19 protein-coding genes are annotated in these 17,870 nt (G+C 58.8%); 15 read left to right on the top strand and 4 right to left on the bottom strand.

The window, feature by feature from the left end:
* Positions 1 to 55 precede the first annotated feature (55 nt).
* Entirely contained in the window at positions 56 to 580 is a 525-nt protein-coding gene (locus GSF67_RS02415) for an invasion associated locus B family protein (protein ID WP_006309818.1), read from the bottom strand.
* A 432-nt stretch (positions 581 to 1,012) separates the two neighbouring features.
* Between GSF67_RS02415 and coxB the strand changes: the two genes are divergently transcribed.
* From coxB to GSF67_RS02470, 12 genes are all read left to right on the top strand, one after another.
* Positions 1,013 to 1,876, top strand: a complete 864-nt coding sequence (gene coxB / locus GSF67_RS02420) for a cytochrome c oxidase subunit II (protein WP_010971135.1) — start codon at positions 1,013 to 1,015, stop codon at positions 1,874 to 1,876.
* Between the two features lie 17 nt (positions 1,877 to 1,893).
* The gene (gene ctaD, locus GSF67_RS02425) at positions 1,894 to 3,603 is read left to right on the top strand and encodes a cytochrome c oxidase subunit I (protein WP_006309820.1); all 1,710 of its coding nucleotides are present in this window, start codon (positions 1,894 to 1,896) and stop codon (positions 3,601 to 3,603) included.
* Positions 3,604 to 3,993: 390 nt separating this feature from the next.
* Positions 3,994 to 4,947, top strand: a complete 954-nt coding sequence (locus tag GSF67_RS02430; RefSeq protein WP_006309821.1) for a heme o synthase — start codon at positions 3,994 to 3,996, stop codon at positions 4,945 to 4,947.
* A complete protein-coding gene (locus GSF67_RS26205; RefSeq protein ID WP_003509137.1) occupies positions 4,947 to 5,078 on the top strand; it encodes a hypothetical protein in 132 nt (43 codons plus the stop codon). Before GSF67_RS02430 ends, GSF67_RS26205 begins: the two co-directional genes overlap by 1 nt.
* 28 nt (positions 5,079 to 5,106) lie before the next feature.
* Entirely contained in the window at positions 5,107 to 5,724 is a 618-nt protein-coding gene (locus GSF67_RS02435; protein WP_006309822.1) for a cytochrome c oxidase assembly protein, read from the top strand.
* Between the two features lie 61 nt (positions 5,725 to 5,785).
* Positions 5,786 to 6,661 carry a cytochrome c oxidase subunit 3 gene (locus GSF67_RS02440; RefSeq protein WP_006309823.1) on the top strand — a complete coding sequence of 292 codons (876 nt, stop codon included), beginning with the start codon at positions 5,786 to 5,788 and terminating at the stop codon, positions 6,659 to 6,661.
* Between the two features lie 261 nt (positions 6,662 to 6,922).
* Positions 6,923 to 7,309, top strand: coding sequence for a DUF983 domain-containing protein (locus GSF67_RS02445; RefSeq protein WP_006309824.1), 387 nt, complete (start codon positions 6,923 to 6,925; stop codon positions 7,307 to 7,309).
* A 10-nt stretch (positions 7,310 to 7,319) separates the two neighbouring features.
* A complete protein-coding gene (locus tag GSF67_RS02450) occupies positions 7,320 to 8,054 on the top strand; it encodes an SURF1 family protein (RefSeq protein WP_006309825.1) in 735 nt (244 codons plus the stop codon).
* Positions 8,055 to 8,112: 58 nt separating this feature from the next.
* Positions 8,113 to 9,159, top strand: coding sequence for a 4-hydroxy-3-methylbut-2-enyl diphosphate reductase (gene ispH / locus GSF67_RS02455; RefSeq protein WP_006309826.1), 1,047 nt, complete (start codon positions 8,113 to 8,115; stop codon positions 9,157 to 9,159).
* A gap of 92 nt (positions 9,160 to 9,251) precedes the next feature.
* Complete coding sequence (locus GSF67_RS02460; protein WP_006309827.1) at positions 9,252 to 10,220, top strand: homoserine kinase; 969 nt, start codon at positions 9,252 to 9,254, stop codon at positions 10,218 to 10,220.
* A complete protein-coding gene (gene rnhA, locus GSF67_RS02465; protein ID WP_003511799.1) occupies positions 10,217 to 10,657 on the top strand; it encodes a ribonuclease HI in 441 nt (146 codons plus the stop codon). Before GSF67_RS02460 ends, rnhA begins: the two co-directional genes overlap by 4 nt.
* Positions 10,658 to 10,834: 177 nt before the next feature.
* On the top strand, positions 10,835 to 11,143 hold the full coding sequence (locus tag GSF67_RS02470; RefSeq protein ID WP_006309828.1) for a Dabb family protein: 309 nt from the start codon (positions 10,835 to 10,837) through the stop codon (positions 11,141 to 11,143).
* Between the two features lie 14 nt (positions 11,144 to 11,157).
* Here the strand turns inward: GSF67_RS02470 and GSF67_RS02475 are convergent, their stop codons facing one another.
* From GSF67_RS02475 to GSF67_RS02485, 3 genes are all read right to left on the bottom strand, one after another.
* Positions 11,158 to 13,695 (bottom strand): autotransporter domain-containing protein, encoded by a 2,538-nt coding sequence (locus GSF67_RS02475; protein WP_006309829.1) that lies wholly within the window; start codon positions 13,693 to 13,695, stop codon positions 11,158 to 11,160.
* A gap of 342 nt (positions 13,696 to 14,037) precedes the next feature.
* Positions 14,038 to 14,523, bottom strand: a complete 486-nt coding sequence (locus GSF67_RS02480) for a peroxiredoxin (RefSeq protein ID WP_006309830.1) — start codon at positions 14,521 to 14,523, stop codon at positions 14,038 to 14,040.
* A 100-nt stretch (positions 14,524 to 14,623) separates the two neighbouring features.
* A complete protein-coding gene (locus tag GSF67_RS02485) occupies positions 14,624 to 15,472 on the bottom strand; it encodes a protein-disulfide reductase DsbD domain-containing protein (RefSeq protein WP_006309831.1) in 849 nt (282 codons plus the stop codon).
* A gap of 161 nt (positions 15,473 to 15,633) precedes the next feature.
* On the opposite strand from GSF67_RS02485, the gene GSF67_RS02490 reads away from it, so the two are divergent.
* The 3 genes from GSF67_RS02490 to GSF67_RS02500 all read left to right on the top strand — a co-directional run bounded on the left by GSF67_RS02490 (position 15,634) and on the right by GSF67_RS02500 (position 17,791).
* A complete protein-coding gene (locus GSF67_RS02490) occupies positions 15,634 to 16,239 on the top strand; it encodes a YqgE/AlgH family protein (protein ID WP_010971144.1) in 606 nt (201 codons plus the stop codon).
* 106 nt (positions 16,240 to 16,345) lie between these two features.
* A complete protein-coding gene (locus GSF67_RS02495) occupies positions 16,346 to 16,537 on the top strand; it encodes a CsbD family protein (protein ID WP_006309833.1) in 192 nt (63 codons plus the stop codon).
* 159 nt (positions 16,538 to 16,696) lie between these two features.
* Entirely contained in the window at positions 16,697 to 17,791 is a 1,095-nt protein-coding gene (locus tag GSF67_RS02500) for a putative zinc-binding metallopeptidase (RefSeq protein ID WP_006309834.1), read from the top strand.
* The last annotated feature ends 79 nt before the right edge of the window (positions 17,792 to 17,870 follow it).

Below are 17,870 nucleotides of genomic sequence, written 5' to 3' on the forward strand. Positions count from 1 at the left end.
GACCGATTTAGGCACTGGAACGGGCAGACGCAAGGCTGCCCGTTACGACGATGCCTCAAGGAAGCGCGTCGTAGCCCTCGGCAAAGCCGGAAAGCTCGATCGGAATGCCGACGCGGTCCTGATCGACGGATTCGCGCAACGCGAAGACGGCGTTCTTGCCGGCACGCAGCACCTTCAGCAGTTCGTCATCAATATCGACTTCCACATAGCAGCCTTCGGAGAAGCAGCGGGTGAAATAGGCGCGGCCGATATTGTTGTTGTCGATGTAAAGCTCCATGCCGTCCTTCAGAAGCACGCCGAGCGGTGCGAGGATGCGCAGGATACGCGACTTGCGGTCGGCGGTTTTCAGGATGACAACCGAAAGGCCGACTTCCGGGCGGTCGTCGGCAATCACGTTCTGCATCAGCGCGCATTGTTCTTCGGATGCGCCTGCCGGCTTGTCGCAGATGACCGACCATGCGCCATGCGTCGACTTCGGCGTGCCGGGCGGCTGCTGTTGCGCCAGCGCCGCGGTGGCGGGGGCGATGATGGCAAGACCGGCGGCGGCAAGAAAAGTGCGCGCGAGCGGGGAAAGACGCATGGATACCTCTGGGATTCGAATCAGTGCGGCTATTTTGACGCCATAATCCGGAAAAAAAAGCCTAGAGCTTTCAATTCCAGCGGAGTTGGGCGGAAATAGGACCTGTTGGCACGCATAGCCATCTGATTTGCCGGGCGCGTCATTTGTTATCCGGCATTCAAACTGGCTGGAAGACGGGGCTTTGTCGTATTTGAGGTGCTTGAAATCGCGTTCAGCGGGTCAGCTTGGACACAGGGTGCGGGAAAGTCGGTCGTGGATTGATCAATGGCAAAATTGGGGCGCATCCGTGTCCCGACGCATATTGCGGCAGAGGGCAAACTGTGGTTTTAAGTTAGTACCATAAGCATGGATTCTGCGTCTGTGATTGATCTAGATCAGACGCGTGAGGGAGAGGGTACCGTGACGAATAGGATTTACGCAGCACTGGCGGGGATGACCTGTCTGCTCACGGCTGTCGGCGCCCACGCCGATCAGCCGGTGCATTGGCAAATGGGCATGCAGGAGGCCGCCACGCCGATCATGCACGAAATACGCTGGTTCGAACAATATACACTGTGGTTCATTGTTCCGGTCACGCTTTTCGTTCTTGCGCTGCTCATCATCGTTGCCGTCAAGTTCCACGCCGCGAAAAATCCGGTGGCTTCCAAGACCAGCCATAACACGGCGATCGAGGTGGTGTGGACGCTGGCGCCGGTGCTCATTCTCCTGTTCCTCGCTTTCCCCTCGTTCAATCTTCTGAACGCGCAGCTGACGCAGCCGGAAAACCCGGACCTGACGCTGAAGGCGACCGCCACGCAGTGGCTGTGGAGCTATGAATACAAGGCCGCCGAGGGCGCAGAGCCGCTCTCCTTCGACAGCTACCTGCTGAAGGATCAGGATCGCGCCGCTGCCGGCAAGGAAGACAAGGCCCGCTATCCGCGCCTTCTCGCGGTCGACAATGAAATGGTTGTTCCCGTCGGCAAGACAGTTCGCCTTCTGGTGACGGCGGCTCCGACGGATGTCATCCACGCCTTCGCCATGCCCGCCTTCGGCGTCAAGATCGATGCCGTTCCGGGCCGCCTCAATGAAACATGGTTCAAGCCGGAGAAGGAAGGCCTGTATTACGGCCAATGTTCCGAGCTTTGCGGCAAGGACCACGCTTTCATGCCGATCGCCATTCGGGTGGTTTCCGAACAGCAGTACAACACCTGGCACGCCGCCGCCGCTTCAGATCTGAACGGCGCGAACCGGGCGTTGATGGCCTCCGTCGATGGCGCTCCGCGCACGGTCGACGTTGCCGCCAACGAAACCAACTGAGACCTGGAGTGACGACAATGGCTGGACCTTCCGCACACGACGATCATCACTCGCATGGTCAATCCGCACATGACGCGCATGCGCATGACGATCATTCGCATGATCATTCCCATAAGCCGGGCTTCTTCGCCCGCTGGTTCCTGTCCACCAACCACAAGGACATCGGCACGCTGTACCTGATCTTCGCCATCATGGCGGGCATCATCGGCGGCGGGCTTTCGGTCGTCATGCGTATGGAGCTGCAGGAGCCGGGCATCCAGATCTTCCACGGTCTGGCTTCCATGGTCTACGGCTTCGAGGGCGATGCCGCCATCGACGGCGGTAAGCACATGTTCAACGTGTTCACGACAGCGCACGCGCTGATCATGATCTTCTTCATGGTCATGCCGGCGATGATCGGCGGTTTTGCCAACTGGATGATCCCGATCATGATCGGCGCGCCTGACATGGCTTTCCCGCGCCTCAACAATATTTCCTTCTGGCTCATCGTTCCGGCCTTCATCCTGCTGCTCCTGTCGCTCTTCGTCGAAGGTCCGGCGGGTGCTTATGGCGTGGGTGGCGGCTGGACCATGTATCCGCCTCTGTCGACCAGCGGCATGCCCGGGCCGGCGGTGGATCTTGCGATCTTCTCGCTGCACGTCGCCGGTGCATCCTCGATCCTCGGTGCCATCAACTTCATCACCACCATCCTGAACATGCGCGCTCCGGGCATGACGCTGCACAAGATGCCGCTGTTTGCCTGGTCGGTTCTGGTCACCGCATTCCTGCTCCTGCTTTCGCTTCCGGTTCTGGCAGGTGGCATCACCATGCTTCTGACCGACCGTAACTTCGGCACGGCGTTCTTCTCGCCGGAGGGCGGCGGTGATCCGATCCTCTACCAGCATCTGTTCTGGTTCTTCGGTCACCCGGAAGTGTACATTCTGATCCTGCCCGGTTTCGGCATCATCAGCCACATCGTGTCCACCTTCTCCAAGAAGCCGGTCTTCGGTTATCTCGGCATGGCTTACGCCATGGTCGCCATCGGCGCGGTCGGCTTCATCGTCTGGGCGCACCACATGTACACGGTCGGCCTGTCGCTCGAGGCACAGCGCTACTTCGTTTTCGCCACCATGGTCATCGCGGTGCCGACGGGGATCAAGATCTTCTCGTGGATCGCGACGATGTGGGGCGGTTCGCTGACCTTCTCGACCCCGATGGTCTGGGCAATCGGCTTCATCTTCCTGTTCACGGTCGGTGGCGTCACCGGTGTGCAGCTCGCCAATGCCGGTCTTGATCGTTCGCTGCACGATACCTATTACGTCGTGGCTCACTTCCACTACGTGCTGTCGCTCGGCGCCGTCTTTGCGATCTTCGCCGGCTGGTACTACTGGTTCCCGAAGATCACCGGCTACATGTACAACGAGTTCATCGGCAAGCTGCATTTCTGGGTTATGTTCATCGGCGTGAACCTGATCTTCTTCCCGCAGCACTTCCTTGGCCTAGCCGGCATGCCGCGCCGCTACATCGATTATCCCGATGCCTATGCCGGCTGGAATCTGGTATCGTCTTACGGTTCCTATATCTCGGCGGTTGCCGTGGGCATCTTCCTCTTCGGCGTTTGGGAAGCCTTCGCCAAGAAGCGGATCGCCGGCAACAATCCCTGGGGTGAGGGTGCGACGACGCTCGAATGGCAGCTGTCTTCGCCGCCGCCTTACCACCAGTGGGAACAGCTTCCGCGCATCCGCTGATGCGCGGGCCGGAAGGCGCAGGCTCGGCTTGCGCATTCCGGCTGCTGAAAAAAGAGGGACGGCGCGGTTGGGTCCGTGCCGTTTCCCGAACGGGCAGCTTCTCCTGCTGCGTGACATTTTGTCCAAGCGATGCTTTCCGTCCGACGTGATACATGCCCGGACATGATAAATGCCAAATCTGGCCTTTATGAAAAGCAAGCGCAGACGAATGGCGGCAGGGCGCGGCGATTGGCCGGCACATGCTGGCATCGGTTTGGTCCGGTGCCGCGCCTGCCAGGACGTTCGGGACCCATGAATTGACGCATCGCGCATGCCGGAAATCCGTTTCGTTTTTCGGGCCGGTGCAAGGGGTGTCGCGGCAGGCGGCATCTGAAGGAAACAGGACAGGAAATGACCGTTATCGACGATCGCGACATGATGGGCGCAGAAAGCTCCGAACTTTCGGAAGCCGGCGCACGCGATTATTTCGAGTTGCTGAAGCCGCGCGTCATGTCGCTCGTCGTCTTCACCGCCTTTGCCGGCCTCGTGTTGGCGCCGGGTGAAATCAACCCTATTCTTGGGCTCATTGCCATTCTCTGCATCGCGGTCGGCGCCGGCGCGTCCGGTGCGCTCAACATGTGGTACGATGCCGATATCGATGCCGTGATGACCCGCACCGCCAAGCGGCCGATCCCGTCGGGCCGCATCGCGCCGCGCGAAGCTCTTGCCTTCGGCCTGACGCTGTCAGCCTTCTCGGTGGTCATCCTCGGCCTTGCGGTCAACTGGTTCTCCGCCGGCCTGCTCGCCTTCACCATCTTCTTTTATGCCGTCGTTTATACGATTTGGCTGAAGCGCTCGACGCCGCAGAACATCGTCATCGGCGGTGCTGCCGGCGCTTTCCCGCCCATGCTCGGCTGGGCCTGCGTCACCGGCGGCGTTTCCCTTGATAGCGTCATCCTGTTCCTCATCATCTTTCTGTGGACCCCGGCGCATTTCTGGGCGCTGGCGCTGTTCAAGATGCGTGATTACGGCGCGGTCGGCATTCCGATGATGCCGAATGTGGCGGGTGAGCGTTCCACCAAGAACCAGATGATCGTTTATGCGGTGCTGACCGCGGCGGCGGCTGTTGCGCCCTATTTCACGGGTCTGGCGAGCGCCGGTTACGGCATTTTCGCCGCCGTGCTGAGCGCGATCTTCGTCTACTGTTCGTTCGATGTCCGGCGCATGCCTGAAGGCGACGAGAAGATGTTGCCCGCCAAGAAGATGTTCGCCTATTCGGTGCTTTATCTCTTCGCGATTTTCTCCGGCCTTCTGGCCGATCATTTCGCGCCGGCCCTGGAGGCCGTGATTTCGGGAGTCCTGTAATGGAAACGGTGGAACTGAGCGCGGCGCAGAAAAAATCGAGACGCGGGCGCAATATTGCACTCGGCGTCCTGCTCGCCGGTCTGGTGGTGCTGTTCTACGTCATCACCATCATCAAGATCGGCTCGCATTGACGGTCTGAGCATAGGAGGAGGGGAGGACATGGCGAATATGGAAGCAGAAACAGCGCGGGCCGGCTCGCAGCGGGTGAGCAACCGTTCCATCCTCGTGCTCTGTCTGGTGTTTTTCTGCGCCATGATCGGCATGGCCTATGCTGCCGTGCCGCTCTACAGCCTGTTTTGCCGCGTCACCGGTTATAACGGCACGACGCAGCGTGTGGAGCAATATTCCGACGTCATTCTCGACAAGACCATCAACGTCACCTTCGACGCCAATACGTCGAACGGCCTCAACTGGGATTTCCGCCCTGTTGACAAGATGGTCAAGCCGAAGATCGGCGAGACGATAAAGGTGACCTTCAAGGCGACTAACCGATCGCCCGTGGCGACCACGGGCACGGCGGTGTTCAACGTCACCCCGATGGAAGCCGGTGCCTATTTCAACAAGGTGGAGTGTTTCTGCTTCACCGAAACGACGCTGCAGCCGGGCGAAACGCTGGAAATGCCGGTGGTGTTTTTTGTCGATCCTGACATCGCCACGGCGCGCGAAACCAAGAGCGTCCATACTTTAACGCTGTCCTATACGTTTTATCCGGCCAAAACCGAAAAACCGGTTGCGTCCTTGCCGGTAAAGACAGAATCTGGCGACAGCAAATTGTAAGAGGAGATCCGGGTCTTTTGAGGGGGCCGGATCAGGGAAGAGATACCAGGGGATTGTCGCAATGGCAGACACGCATCAGAAGAACCACGATTACCACATCATAGACCCGAGCCCGTGGCCGCTTCTGGCCTCGATCGGCGCCTTCATCATGACCTTCGGCGGCGTCTGCTACATGCGTTACCTTTCGGGCGGCTCCTTCAAGCTGTTCGGTGCGGAACTGGCCAACCCCTGGCTGTTCTATATCGGTCTCGTCATCGTGCTTTACGTCATGTACGCCTGGTGGGCGGACACGATCAAGGAAGCCAATGAGGGCAGCCATACCCGCGTGGTTTCGCTGCATCTGCGTTACGGCATGATCATGTTCATCGCCTCCGAGGTGATGTTCTTTGTCGCCTGGTTCTGGGCCTATTTCGATGCCAGCCTCTTCCCGCATGAGGCCATCCAGGCGTCGCGCCTCGAATATACCGGTGGGCAATGGCCACCGAAGGGCATCGAGGTCATCGATCCCTGGCATCTGCCGCTCTACAACACCGTCATCCTGCTTCTCTCGGGCACCTGCGTAACCTGGGCGCACCATGCCTTGCTGCATAATGACCGCAAGGGCCTGATCTCGGGTCTGGCATTGACCGTCGCGCTCGGCGTCCTGTTCTCCACCGTGCAGGTTTACGAATACATCCACGCGCCGTTCGACTTCAAAAATTCGATCTACGGCGCCACCTTCTTCATGGCCACCGGTTTCCACGGTTTCCATGTCTTCGTCGGCACTGTCTTCCTGCTGGTCTGCCTGTTCCGCGCCATCGCCGGCGGTTTCACGCCCAAACAGCATTTCGGTTTCGAAGCGGCCGCCTGGTACTGGCACTTCGTTGACGTCGTCTGGCTGTTCCTGTTCTTCGCCATCTACATCTGGGGTGGCTGGGGCGCACCGCTGCACGGTTAACTTACGCCGTGTAGCCCACCACGTTGCTTCTGAGAGATGAGCGAGCGCCACGTATTTCTTCTCCCCGCCGGGGAGAAGGTCGCGGCAGCGGGATGAGGCGGCAAGGGTAGAGATATCCGGGAACCTTACCCCCTCATCCGACCCTTCGGCCACCTTCTCCCCGGCGGGGAGAAGAAACAAGGTGCAACCCCGAGGGCCGATGCGACTACCCGAAGCTCTATGTATTCTCGAGGTTTTTGCCGGCGGGAGCGGGAGGTCCTCATGTCTGAACCATCAAACGGCAATTTCGCGCCTGTCGATCCCATCAAGGTGGGCTTGAAAGGCTGCTGCCCCCGTTGTGGCAATGGCCGACTGTTCGATGGTTTTTTGACACCGAAACCCGCCTGTAGCGCCTGCGGACTGGATTACGGCTTTGCCGATGCGGGGGATGGCCCGGCCGTTTTTGTCATGCTGATCGTCGGTTTTCTGGTCGTTGGGCTGGCGCTTTGGGTCGATCAGCGTTTTGCCCCGCCCGTCTGGGTGCATGTCATGCTCTGGTTGCCGTTTACGGTGATTGTCTCTCTCGTGCTGCTGCGCAAGCTGAAAGGGATCATGATTGCGCTGCAATACCGCAACAATGCAAGCGAAGGCAGGCTTGATCGTGAATGACGTTTCCCACATGAAGGCGGCGCAACGGCGGGTCTGGTTCGCCGCGCCGCTGGTGCTGCTGGCGCTTGCCATTCTTCTCGGGCTCGGCACCTGGCAGGTGAAACGGCTCTACTGGAAAGAGGCCCTAATGGCCGATATCGAGGAAAGGCGCAACGCAAGTCCCGCCACGCTCTCCGATATCGAGGCCATCGTAAAAAGCGGCGGCGAGATAGAATACCGTAAGGTCAGGCTATCAGGCACTTTCGATCACACGCGCGAGCGGCATTTCTTCGCCACCCATCAGGGCCAGACCGGTTATTATATCTATACGCCGCTGACACTCGCCGATGGCCGCATTCTTTTCGTCAATCGTGGCTTCGTGCCCTTCGAGATGAAGGAAGCGGCCAAACGGCCCGATGGCCAGTTGAGCGGCGAGGTGACGATAACGGGGTTGGCGCGCGCGCCGCTGGTTGCAAAACCATCCTCGCTGTTGCCGGACAACGATATCGCCAAGAATATCTTCTACTGGAAGGATCTGGCGGCGATGGCGTCCAGCGCCGACGTGCCGCCCGACCGGCTGGTCAAACTCTTCGTGGATGCCGACAATGCGCCCAATCCCGGCGGCTGGCCGCAGGGCGGTGTGACGCTGATAGATTTGCCCAACAATCACCTGCAATATGCGATAACGTGGTATGGTCTGGCGGCGGCCCTTGTCATCGTCGCCGGTTTTGCCTATTTCCGGAACGGTAAGGCGCAGGGTGAATGAAGAGCGCGCCGTCCGGTAGCTTGCCGGGCAAGGCCAAGGAGCGCGCCAAGGAGCACGAATGAACATCGCCGTTTCCAAACCCCCTTTGACGATAAGGCTGTGCGGACCGCGCGGCTTTTGCGCGGGCGTGGATAGGGCGATTCAGATCGTCGTGCTGGCGCTGAAAGCCTATGGCGCACCGGTCTATGTTCGCCACGAAATCGTGCATAATCGTTACGTTGTTGAAGGCCTGGAAGCCAAGGGCGCGATTTTCGTCGAGGAACTGCATGAGATTCCTGCCGAGCATCGCGAGCAGCCGGTGGTCTTTTCCGCCCACGGTGTGCCGAAATCCGTGCCTGAAGATGCGCAGGCACGTAACCTGTTTTATCTCGACGCGACTTGCCCGCTGGTCTCCAAGGTCCATAAGCAGGCCATGCGCCACCAGCGCCTCGGCCGTCATGTGGTGCTGATCGGCCATGCCGGTCACCCCGAAGTCATTGGCACCATGGGCCAACTGCCCGAAGGCACGGTCTCGCTGGTCGAGACGGTGGAAGATGCGGGTGTTTACGAACCGGTCGACCGTGAAAACCTCGGTTTCGTCACGCAGACGACACTGTCGGTCGATGATACCGCCGGCGTCATCGCCAGGCTTCAGGAACGGTTTCCGGCCATTCAGGCGCCTGCTGCCGACAGCATCTGTTACGCAACCACCAACCGTCAGGATGCGGTGAAGCAGGCAGCCCCCGGCTGCGATCTCTTCATCGTCGTTGGCGCCCCCAATTCCTCCAATTCAAAGCGGCTGGTGGAAGTGGCGCTGCGCGCCGGCGCCAAACACTCGGTGCTGGTGCAGCGGGCGTCGGAAATCGACTGGAATGAGATCGGCGACATCCGCACGGTCGGCCTTTCGGCCGGTGCTTCCGCGCCGGAGGTCATCGTTGATGAGATCATCGAGGCCTTCAAGGCACGTTTCGATACCACGCTCGATCTCGCCGTGACGGTTGAGGAAACGGAACATTTCCTCGTCAACCGCGAGCTGCGCAGCATCGAGTTGACGACAGATGACATGGCTTTTGTTAATGGCAATGCCAGCAACGCGCTGCCGTCAAAAGCCACCGCCGGTATCTGAAGCGGGGTGGCGCTGAGCAAGGGCGGTTTTCGCCCTACCTTTGGCATGCTCCCCCTAGATTTCTAGTCCTTCCTTCATCAAGAGATATAAAATTGGCAGTTTATACTGATATTACCGAAGATGATCTGAGGAATTTCCTCACGCAATATGACGTCGGCAGCCTCACCTCCTACAAGGGCATTGCCGAGGGTGTCGAAAACTCCAATTTCCTGCTGCACACCACCAAAGATCCGCTGATCCTCACGCTTTATGAAAAGCGCGTGGAGAAAAACGATCTGCCCTTCTTCCTCGGCCTCATGCAGCATTTGGCCGCCAAGGGTCTGTCCTGCCCCTTGCCCCTGCCGCGCAAGGATGGCGAATTGCTGGGCGAATTGTCGGGTCGGCCGGCAGCGCTCATTTCCTTCCTCGAAGGCATGTGGCTGAGAAAACCGGAAGCGAAACATTGCCGGGAAGTCGGCAAGGCGCTGGCCGCCATGCATCTGGCGAGCGAAGGGTTCGAGATCAAGCGGCCCAATGCGCTCTCGGTTGAAGGCTGGAAAGTGCTGTGGGACAAGTCCGAAGAGCGTGCGGATGAGGTGGAGAAGGGGCTTAGGGAAGAGATTCGCCCGGAGATCGATTATCTTGCCGCCCATTGGCCGAAAGATTTGCCGGCAGGCGTCATCCATGCGGATCTGTTTCAGGACAATGTCTTCTTCCTCGGAGACGAGCTTTCCGGCCTGATCGATTTTTATTTCGCCTGTAACGACCTGCTCGCTTATGACGTGTCGATCTGCCTGAACGCCTGGTGCTTCGAAAAGGATGGCGCTTACAACGTCATCAAGGGCAAGGCGCTGCTGGAAGGTTACCAGTCGGTTCGACCGCTGAGCGAAGCGGAGCTGGAAGCGCTGCCGCTGCTGTCACGCGGTTCGGCGTTACGTTTCTTCCTGACCCGGCTTTACGACTGGCTGACGACGCCGGCCGGCGCGCTGGTGGTGAAGAAGGATCCGCTGGAATATCTGCGCAAGCTGCGCTTCCACCGCACGATCGCCAATGTCGCCGAATATGGGCTGGCGGGCGAATGAAACACGTCGATATTTTCACCGATGGCGCCTGCTCCGGCAATCCCGGGCCGGGCGGCTGGGGTGCGGTGCTGCGTTATGGCGAGACCGAAAAGGAACTCTCCGGCGGCGAAGCCGACACCACCAACAACCGCATGGAATTGCTGGCGGCGATCTCGGCGCTCAATGCGCTGAAGAGCCCCTGCGAGGTCGATCTTTATACCGACAGCGCCTATGTGAAGGACGGCATCACCAAGTGGATTTTCGGCTGGAAAAAGAAGGGCTGGAAGACCGCTGATAACAAGCCGGTCAAGAATGTCGAGCTTTGGCAGGCGCTGGAGGCGGCGCAGGAGCGCCACAAGGTCACCCTGCATTGGGTGAAGGGCCATGCCGGCCACCCGGAAAACGAGCGTGCCGATGAACTGGCGCGCAAGGGCATGGAGCCCTTCAAACGCCGGTAACGCAGGCCTGCGTTCTTGCCGCTGTGACTGGCTCTGGGCGGGCGCGACGCTCAATCCCGATTGGGGGGTCCGATTGAGAGATCGATTTGCGGCCCGATTGGGGGTTGTGGAAACTGAAACCCGACTTATCTTGTCGTCAAACAGCTTGGGCGGCGTTCCAGCGGAGGAGACATTCGGATGATCCTGCATTGTGTATTTCTAAGGTTCAAGGCTGCGACGGCATCCTCTGAAAAACACGCTGTTTTCGAGGCGATTGCGGCCCTGAAGGACGAGATACCGGGGATCGTCGATGTTAAATACGGCCAGAACATCTCGCCCGAAGGCCTGAATGGCGGTTTTGTCGATGGCTTCATCGTCACGCTGGAAAGCCCCGAAGCCCGCGATGGCTATCTCGCCCATCCCCAGCATGTGGAAGTGGGGGAACGGTTGGTGTCGCTGACAGATGGCGGCCTCGCCGGGCTTCTGGTGTTCGACATGAATGTGTAAAGGCTGGTTGCCGGTCAGAAAGTGATCTTCCAGCCGGCCCGAACCCATAGGCCGGGATCGTTGCCCTCGGTGGTGACGTTGACGTTCAGTGATGCCGTCCCGCCCGCCATATCGAATTCCGCGCCGAGGCCACCGCGCAGCCAGAAGCGGTCTATGTCTTGCCCGGCGAAGGAAAACCCCATCAAGTCATCAATGGTGCCCGTAGTCGTTGCTGTTTTCTTTTCCAGCCGGTAGGCCGCCTCGGCCCTTGCCAGAAAGCGGATCGAGTCGCTGAAATTGGTGACGCCGTCGAGACCGGCGCGAATGATGGTGGATTGCTCGCCGCTCGCATCGAAACCGGCCGGAAACGCCCCGCCGGTTTCCGCATAAGCGCCCATCTCGGCTTTTGCATAGGTCACGCCGGCATAGGGTGTCAGGTTCCATTCGCTGATTGTGAGCGCATCCAGCCAGTCAAAGCGCAGTTTCGCTGCCCAGACACTGAGATCGGTCTCGCCGCGCGAATAATCCATCGTGCCGCCATTGAGGTAACCGCGCTCGATCGACATTCTGCCGGGTGCATAATAACCGCCAATGGTGGCATATAGGCCATCAGTGAGCGGCAGGCTGATCTCGGGAGCGATGTAGAAGCCGCTGTGGATGAAGTCTCCGCCGGTATTGATATCGCGTTGGTCATATAGGCCGCCAAAGGTGATGTGCGCCGTCGCGCCACCGTCGAGCCCGAAACCATAGCCGATATCGGCAATACCAAAAGCGCCAGCCGCATCGCGGCCGTCATTGTGACCAACATCGCTGACGATGGAAAAAGATTGACGGCCCGGCTCCAGCAGGCTGCGCATCGGCATGCCATGCGCGCCGTCGAGAACGGTATTGGCAATGTTGAGGCCGACACCCGCACTCGGCCTTGCTGCAATCGTCCCCGCATATTGATCCAGATCGATGATGCCCGAACGCGCAGGAAGGATGGAATGGCCAGTTTTGGCGGCGGAACCGGGTGAGGAAACAGAAGATGCAGTAGGTGTCGACGCTGCGCCAGATGTCGTGGTTGCGGGCGATGTGGAAGTATTGGAAGAGCCGGAGGGCGAGGCGGATGCAGATGAGGTAGATGATGGAGAGGAGGAGGCGGTGCCGGACGATGCCGAAGGAGTCGTTGTGACTGGTGCGTTCGTGAGGTCGATTCCTCGCGGTTGTCTTCCGCTACTCCCGGGATCTGCAGGTGTCACCGTATCCACATTGACAAGATTGGTGCGCGGGTCCGCTGTGGCGGAGACAGCAAGCACGATTCGGGCTATGTAAGATGTGTTATTTCTTGTTCGGCCCACAACGATGTTGCCATCGGCGCTTAGGTCCGTAGCGGTACTTGTGAAGTCGCTGGCGATAGAGACACCATTGTTCCGCAACCAGTCCTCAACGGACAGCATTCCGCCAGGTTCGGTCCAGCGGAAGCCGCGCTGACCGCTGGCGGATTGCCAATTCCCGACAATGACCGAACCGTCCGCGCTCATGGCATAGGGTATAGAGCCACTTCCGTTCGGAATTACCTCAAGCGGCTGCATTGATCCTGTGGCAGCGTTCCATCGGAAGGCATGCCATTCATCAATGAACATTTTGACGTCGGGGTTGACGGGACCGTCTTTGATGTCAGTTCCGTCGAACTTTCCCGCCCTGTCCTCCAACACTTCGATCGGCACTTGCACGACGAATCTGGAGACCCCCGCGACAATCGTGCCGTCCGTATTGGTCGCTAACGCACGCGCACCGTACGAACCGGGAAGTGTTCCGATATCGACAGTACCATCTGTTGCGGTCCAACGAAAGGCGTGCACGTTCGCCGCGGTAAAGTATTCCCCGACAACAACTCTTCCATCGAGGCTGACGTCAGTGGCAACGGAAGAGGTTACATCCGCGGGCATGTCAACCGCTGTCATGACACCGGTGGCCGCTGACCAGCGAAATGCTCGCTGCACATCAGCATTTTCGGATACACCAATGATGATCGACCCATCGCCACTCACGCCCGTGGCGGAGGATTTGCCGATCCCCTGTAGGGTGCCAAGTGTCCTCATTCCGGTTCTCGCGGTCCAGCGGAACGCCTGGTCGCTACTGGAGGTGCCCACGATCACGGAGCCGTCCACATTTGTCTTCTCGGGGCGGCCACCGTATGCTTCAATCCCACCATCAATATAGCGCAGCGTTCCCGTCGCCGCCTCCCAACGAAAAGGTCGCGGGCCATTGCTGGAAATCGAATATCCGACCGCGACAGACCCGTCTCCGCTGATGCCGTTGACGAAATTCGTTCCTGCTCCTTCGAGCCAGCGAACGTAGGGGAAGCCCGGAATGTCACCTGCTGTGGCGACACAGTTCAGTCCGAGTAACATTGGAACGGTGAAGAGAAATGTCAGAGGTTTCGGGGATAGCCAGCCCGTCATCAGGCGCGACGACTGAGCCGCAGGGCGGCGCGGCACCGGGGCGTTCAGCGCTAAGGCTCCGATCAAGTTTTTGTGTGAAACGAAAATCGAGTGAGGCTGGAAGATTATTGACGTGTTGCTGCGCATACCCACCCTTTCTCCGGTGTCGTACCCTGTGACGAACCTAGACAGGGTTCAGCGGACTAAGGGCTGGAATATTTTGTGGATGGCGCATCATGCCCATTTGTGAATAAATGAATGAATTTAAGTATTGAATATGGATTATCTGTTCTTCATAGTTTATTATGTAGATAAATTTAAGTATTTTTTATGTAAATAACTTAATAATGTATATATATAAGTAAATAAAGATTTATCTCTTGAGTAATTTGTCTGAAGTGCTCGTGATTCGTCAAGGCCCGCGAACGATAAGTCCGCGGGCCTGATTAATATTTGATGTATCAAGTTGTGTACTTAAGAATGGGCTTGTTAAAGCTGCTCAATCATTGCCGCGGCTGCCGAAACGGTCGCCTGGCCGGGGTTGTCTTCGACGTTCAGAGACTTCACCACGCCGTCTTCCACCAGCATGGAATAACGCTTGGAGCGCACACCAAGACCACCGCCGGAAAGATCGGCATCGAGGCCGAGCGCTTTGGTGAAGGAAGCGTCCCAGTCGGCGAGGAAGTGGATTTTGCCCTGGCCGCCCGACGATTGCGCCCAGGCGCCCATCACATGCCAGTCATTGACGGAGACGACCGCGATATCATCCACGCCCTTGGAGAGAATGGCGTCGCGGTTTTCGAGATAGCCCGGCAGATGGTTCAGCGAGCAGGTGGGGGTGAAGGCGCCGGGAACGGCAAAGAGAACCACCTTCTTGCCGCCGAAAAGCGCGTCGGTGGTGGTATCCACCGGGCCATCGGCCGTCTTTTCCTTGAAGGTTGCGGAAGGTAGTTTTTCGCCGATCTTGATGGTCATGTCCGTGCTCCTCTGGTCGTTCGGTTCGCGCGACTATAGAGCAGGGACATGAAATCTGTCATGCGGTTTTCGTTTGAAATGCCGTATGCCAGACACCCGCTCAGGGCTTGGGAAAATTCAGCACCGTTTCCATCGCCCGGTCGCCGGATTTGACCAGGATGGGCCAGCTGTTGCCCGGCACCTGATAGGTTTTCGGAAGGCCTTTGATGTTCATGTAGAAGGAGAGCTTGCGCTTGTCGCGCACCAGGTTCTGCGGTTCGTAATAGGCAAAACCGGAAGGGCCGGCGATGAAGATTTCGGTCTCCTTGGGCGCATTTTCCGGGAGCTGCAGCTGCACGCCAAGCATGGTCTTGTCGGGCGTAATGTGGAAATCGATGACCTTGAAATCGTCGGAAGCCGCTTCGGGCAGGGTCTCGCGCGCCTCTTCGAGAAGGCGGCGTTCCTCACTGTCATCATCGGCAGCGTTGCCGCGGCTGATGGAAAATTTCGCCTCGAAGGGAATGCAGATATTCTGGCACACGCCGATGAAGGCGGTGATGTCGATCGTCCCGCTTGCCGCCGGATCGGTGGCTTTCAACTGAAAGGGAAGGCTGACGGCGTGATCATAACCGATATCGGTGATATCGCCGTTCTCGATCAGTTTCGGGACGGGATAGGCCATGGTGGTCAGGCTGACGCCGCTTGCCGGATCGGGGGTGATCTGCGGCGGTATGCCGGCTTCGCCCGGTTCGCGCCAATAGGTTATCCAGCCGTCCTTTGGCTCGATCTGCAGCACGCCGCGCACCACGCCGTCAGCATCCATGGCAAGGCTTGCCACCCGCATCTGGCCGCCTTCGCTTCTTGCCCAGTCGGTAATTTCGGCCTGCGCGGCTTGCCCACCACCGAGAAGGGCGGCGAATACGACGGCGAGGCGAAGATGTGAAAATCGAAAGAATATCCTGACGCTCATGCTTCCCGTCTAACCCAACATCGGCCAGTGGACCAGTTACGAATTCGTGCGGTTCATCATTTTCGGTTGATTGATCGGGCGCTATGCCGCATCCTGCGCACTGTCGAAGTGCGAACGCCGTTTTCCGTGCAAGGATGGAATTCGGTCTGCTGGAGGCGCCGGTGAGCTTTTCAACCCTGATGGACAAACGCGAACGTGGCTCTTTCGATAGCCAGTTCCTGATCGCCATGCCGGGGCTGGACGATGGCAATTTTGCCCGTTCGGTAATTTATATCTGCGCCCATTCGGACGCCGGCGCCATGGGCTTCATCATCAACCGTCCGCAGCAGATCACCTTCACGGACATCCTGCTGCATCTGAAGCTGGTGGATAGCAACGACGCCATCATGCTGCCCAACCGCACCCGCGAGTTTCCGATCCAGTGCGGCGGCCCGGTCGAATCCGGCCGCGGTTTCGTGCTGCATTCGGATGATTATTTGAGCGAATCCTCCATTCCGGTCAGCGACGATATTTCACTGACGGCGACGCTCGATATTGTCCGTGCCATCTCCAATGGCCGTGGCCCGCAAAAGGCGACCATGATGCTCGGCTATGCCGGCTGGGGTCCGGGCCAGCTGGAAAACGAGATCGCCAATAATGGCTGGCTGAATTGCCCGGCGGCGGAAGAGCTGATCTTCGACCGTGGTCTGGACAATAAATATGAGCGGGCGCTGGCCCTGATGGGCGTCGATGCCCGTATGCTCTCCACGGATGCCGGGCACGCCTGAGCCCATTTTGTTCTCGATTGTTTTTTGCTGGAACCAAATCCTGATCCCTGACGTTACTCACCCGGAAAGCCGAACAGAAAGTACGGCTTAACTAGGGAGAAGTAAAATGGGTAGCACATCTGACAAGATCGCCGGTAAAACCAATGAAGTTGCCGGCAAGGTGAAGAAGAACGTCGGCGAAGCGACGGGCAATAATGAATTGCGCGCCAAGGGTGCCGCCCAAGAAACCAAGGGCAAGGTGCAGACTTCTGTCGGCAAGGCGAAGGATGCCGTCAAGGGCGCCGTCGACCGCATGTAATATTGCATGAATTGATGCGCCCCTCCCACAACAGGGCGCGTGGAGCGCATGTGTTATGGCACATGCGCTCTTGTCGTGCGTGGGCCAAGGCTGACACGTTCGTCATGCCGGTATCTTATGTCTGCCTTTCCTCCTCCGACCATTGCAAGGGTGTCACCCGTGAAGCTTTTCTCCTGCGCGTCCTGCGGCCAACCTGTTCATTTCGACAATCGCTTCTGTGTCGCCTGCGGCCACCGTCTGGCATTCGTGCCGGAACGGCTGTCCATGGAAGCGCTCGCACCTGCGGGTGAACCGAACTGGCAGATCATCGCGGAGCCGGATAGGCAGGTGCGGTTCTGCGCCAATGAGGTGAACGATATCTGCAACTGGTCGGTGCCGGCGGAAAGCGCCAGCGCCTTTTGCCCGGCCTGTAGCCATAATCGCCTGGTGCCAGACATTGCAACGGAAGAGGGGATCGAGCAGTGGCGCGGCATCAGCCAAGCCCAGCGGCATCTGTTTTATTCGATCCTGAAGCTTGGCCTGCCGCACCCCAACCGTGATGCTGATCCCGCCGGCGGTCTCGTTTTTGACTTTCTGGTGGATGAGGTGGCACCCGATGGCTCCATCATTCCCGCCATGACCGGTCACGACGAAGGCCTGATCGCCATTCGCGCCGCAGAGGCCGATGATGCGACGCGCGAACAGGTACGCGCCAATATGAATGAGCCCTATCGCACCATGCTCGGCCATTTCCGCCATGAGGTCGGGCATTTTATCTGGAACAAGCTGGTGCGCGACGCGAACCGGCTGGAAGCCTGCCGCGCCGTTTTCGGCGACGAGCGCGAGGATTACGCCGCCGCCCTGCAGCGCAATTACGAGGGCGGGCCGCGACCAGACTGGCAGGAGAATTTCATCAGCTCCTATGCCTCGGTCCATCCGTGGGAAGATTTCGCCGAATGCTTCGCCCATTATCTGCATATCGTCGATACGCTGGAGACGGCGCGCGCCTTCGGTGTGGCGATAGACCCCGACGGACACGAGGAAATGGCGGCGGAGGTGACCTTCGATCCCTATAGGGCCCGCAGTGCCGCACAGCTGGTCAAGGCCTGGATTCCGCTCAGCGTTGCCATCAATTCCATCCAGCGCAGCATGGGGGAGGCGGACCTTTATCCCTTCGTGCTGGCGCCGCCGGTGGTGGCGAAGATGGAGTTCGTTCACGACCTCCTGCATGGGAACGTGGCGGTTGATGCGCCGCAGATGGCGATGAGTCAGTGACCGTTTGGCACGAAATCCAAGACTTTTGAGGAGAAGGAATAATCTCTCCTCCGCCATCCTCGGGCTTGTCCCGAGGATC

Source organism: Agrobacterium sp. CGMCC 11546 (genome assembly GCF_013365515.1).
GTDB classification, from domain to species: Bacteria; Pseudomonadota; Alphaproteobacteria; order Rhizobiales; family Rhizobiaceae; genus Agrobacterium; species Agrobacterium fabrum.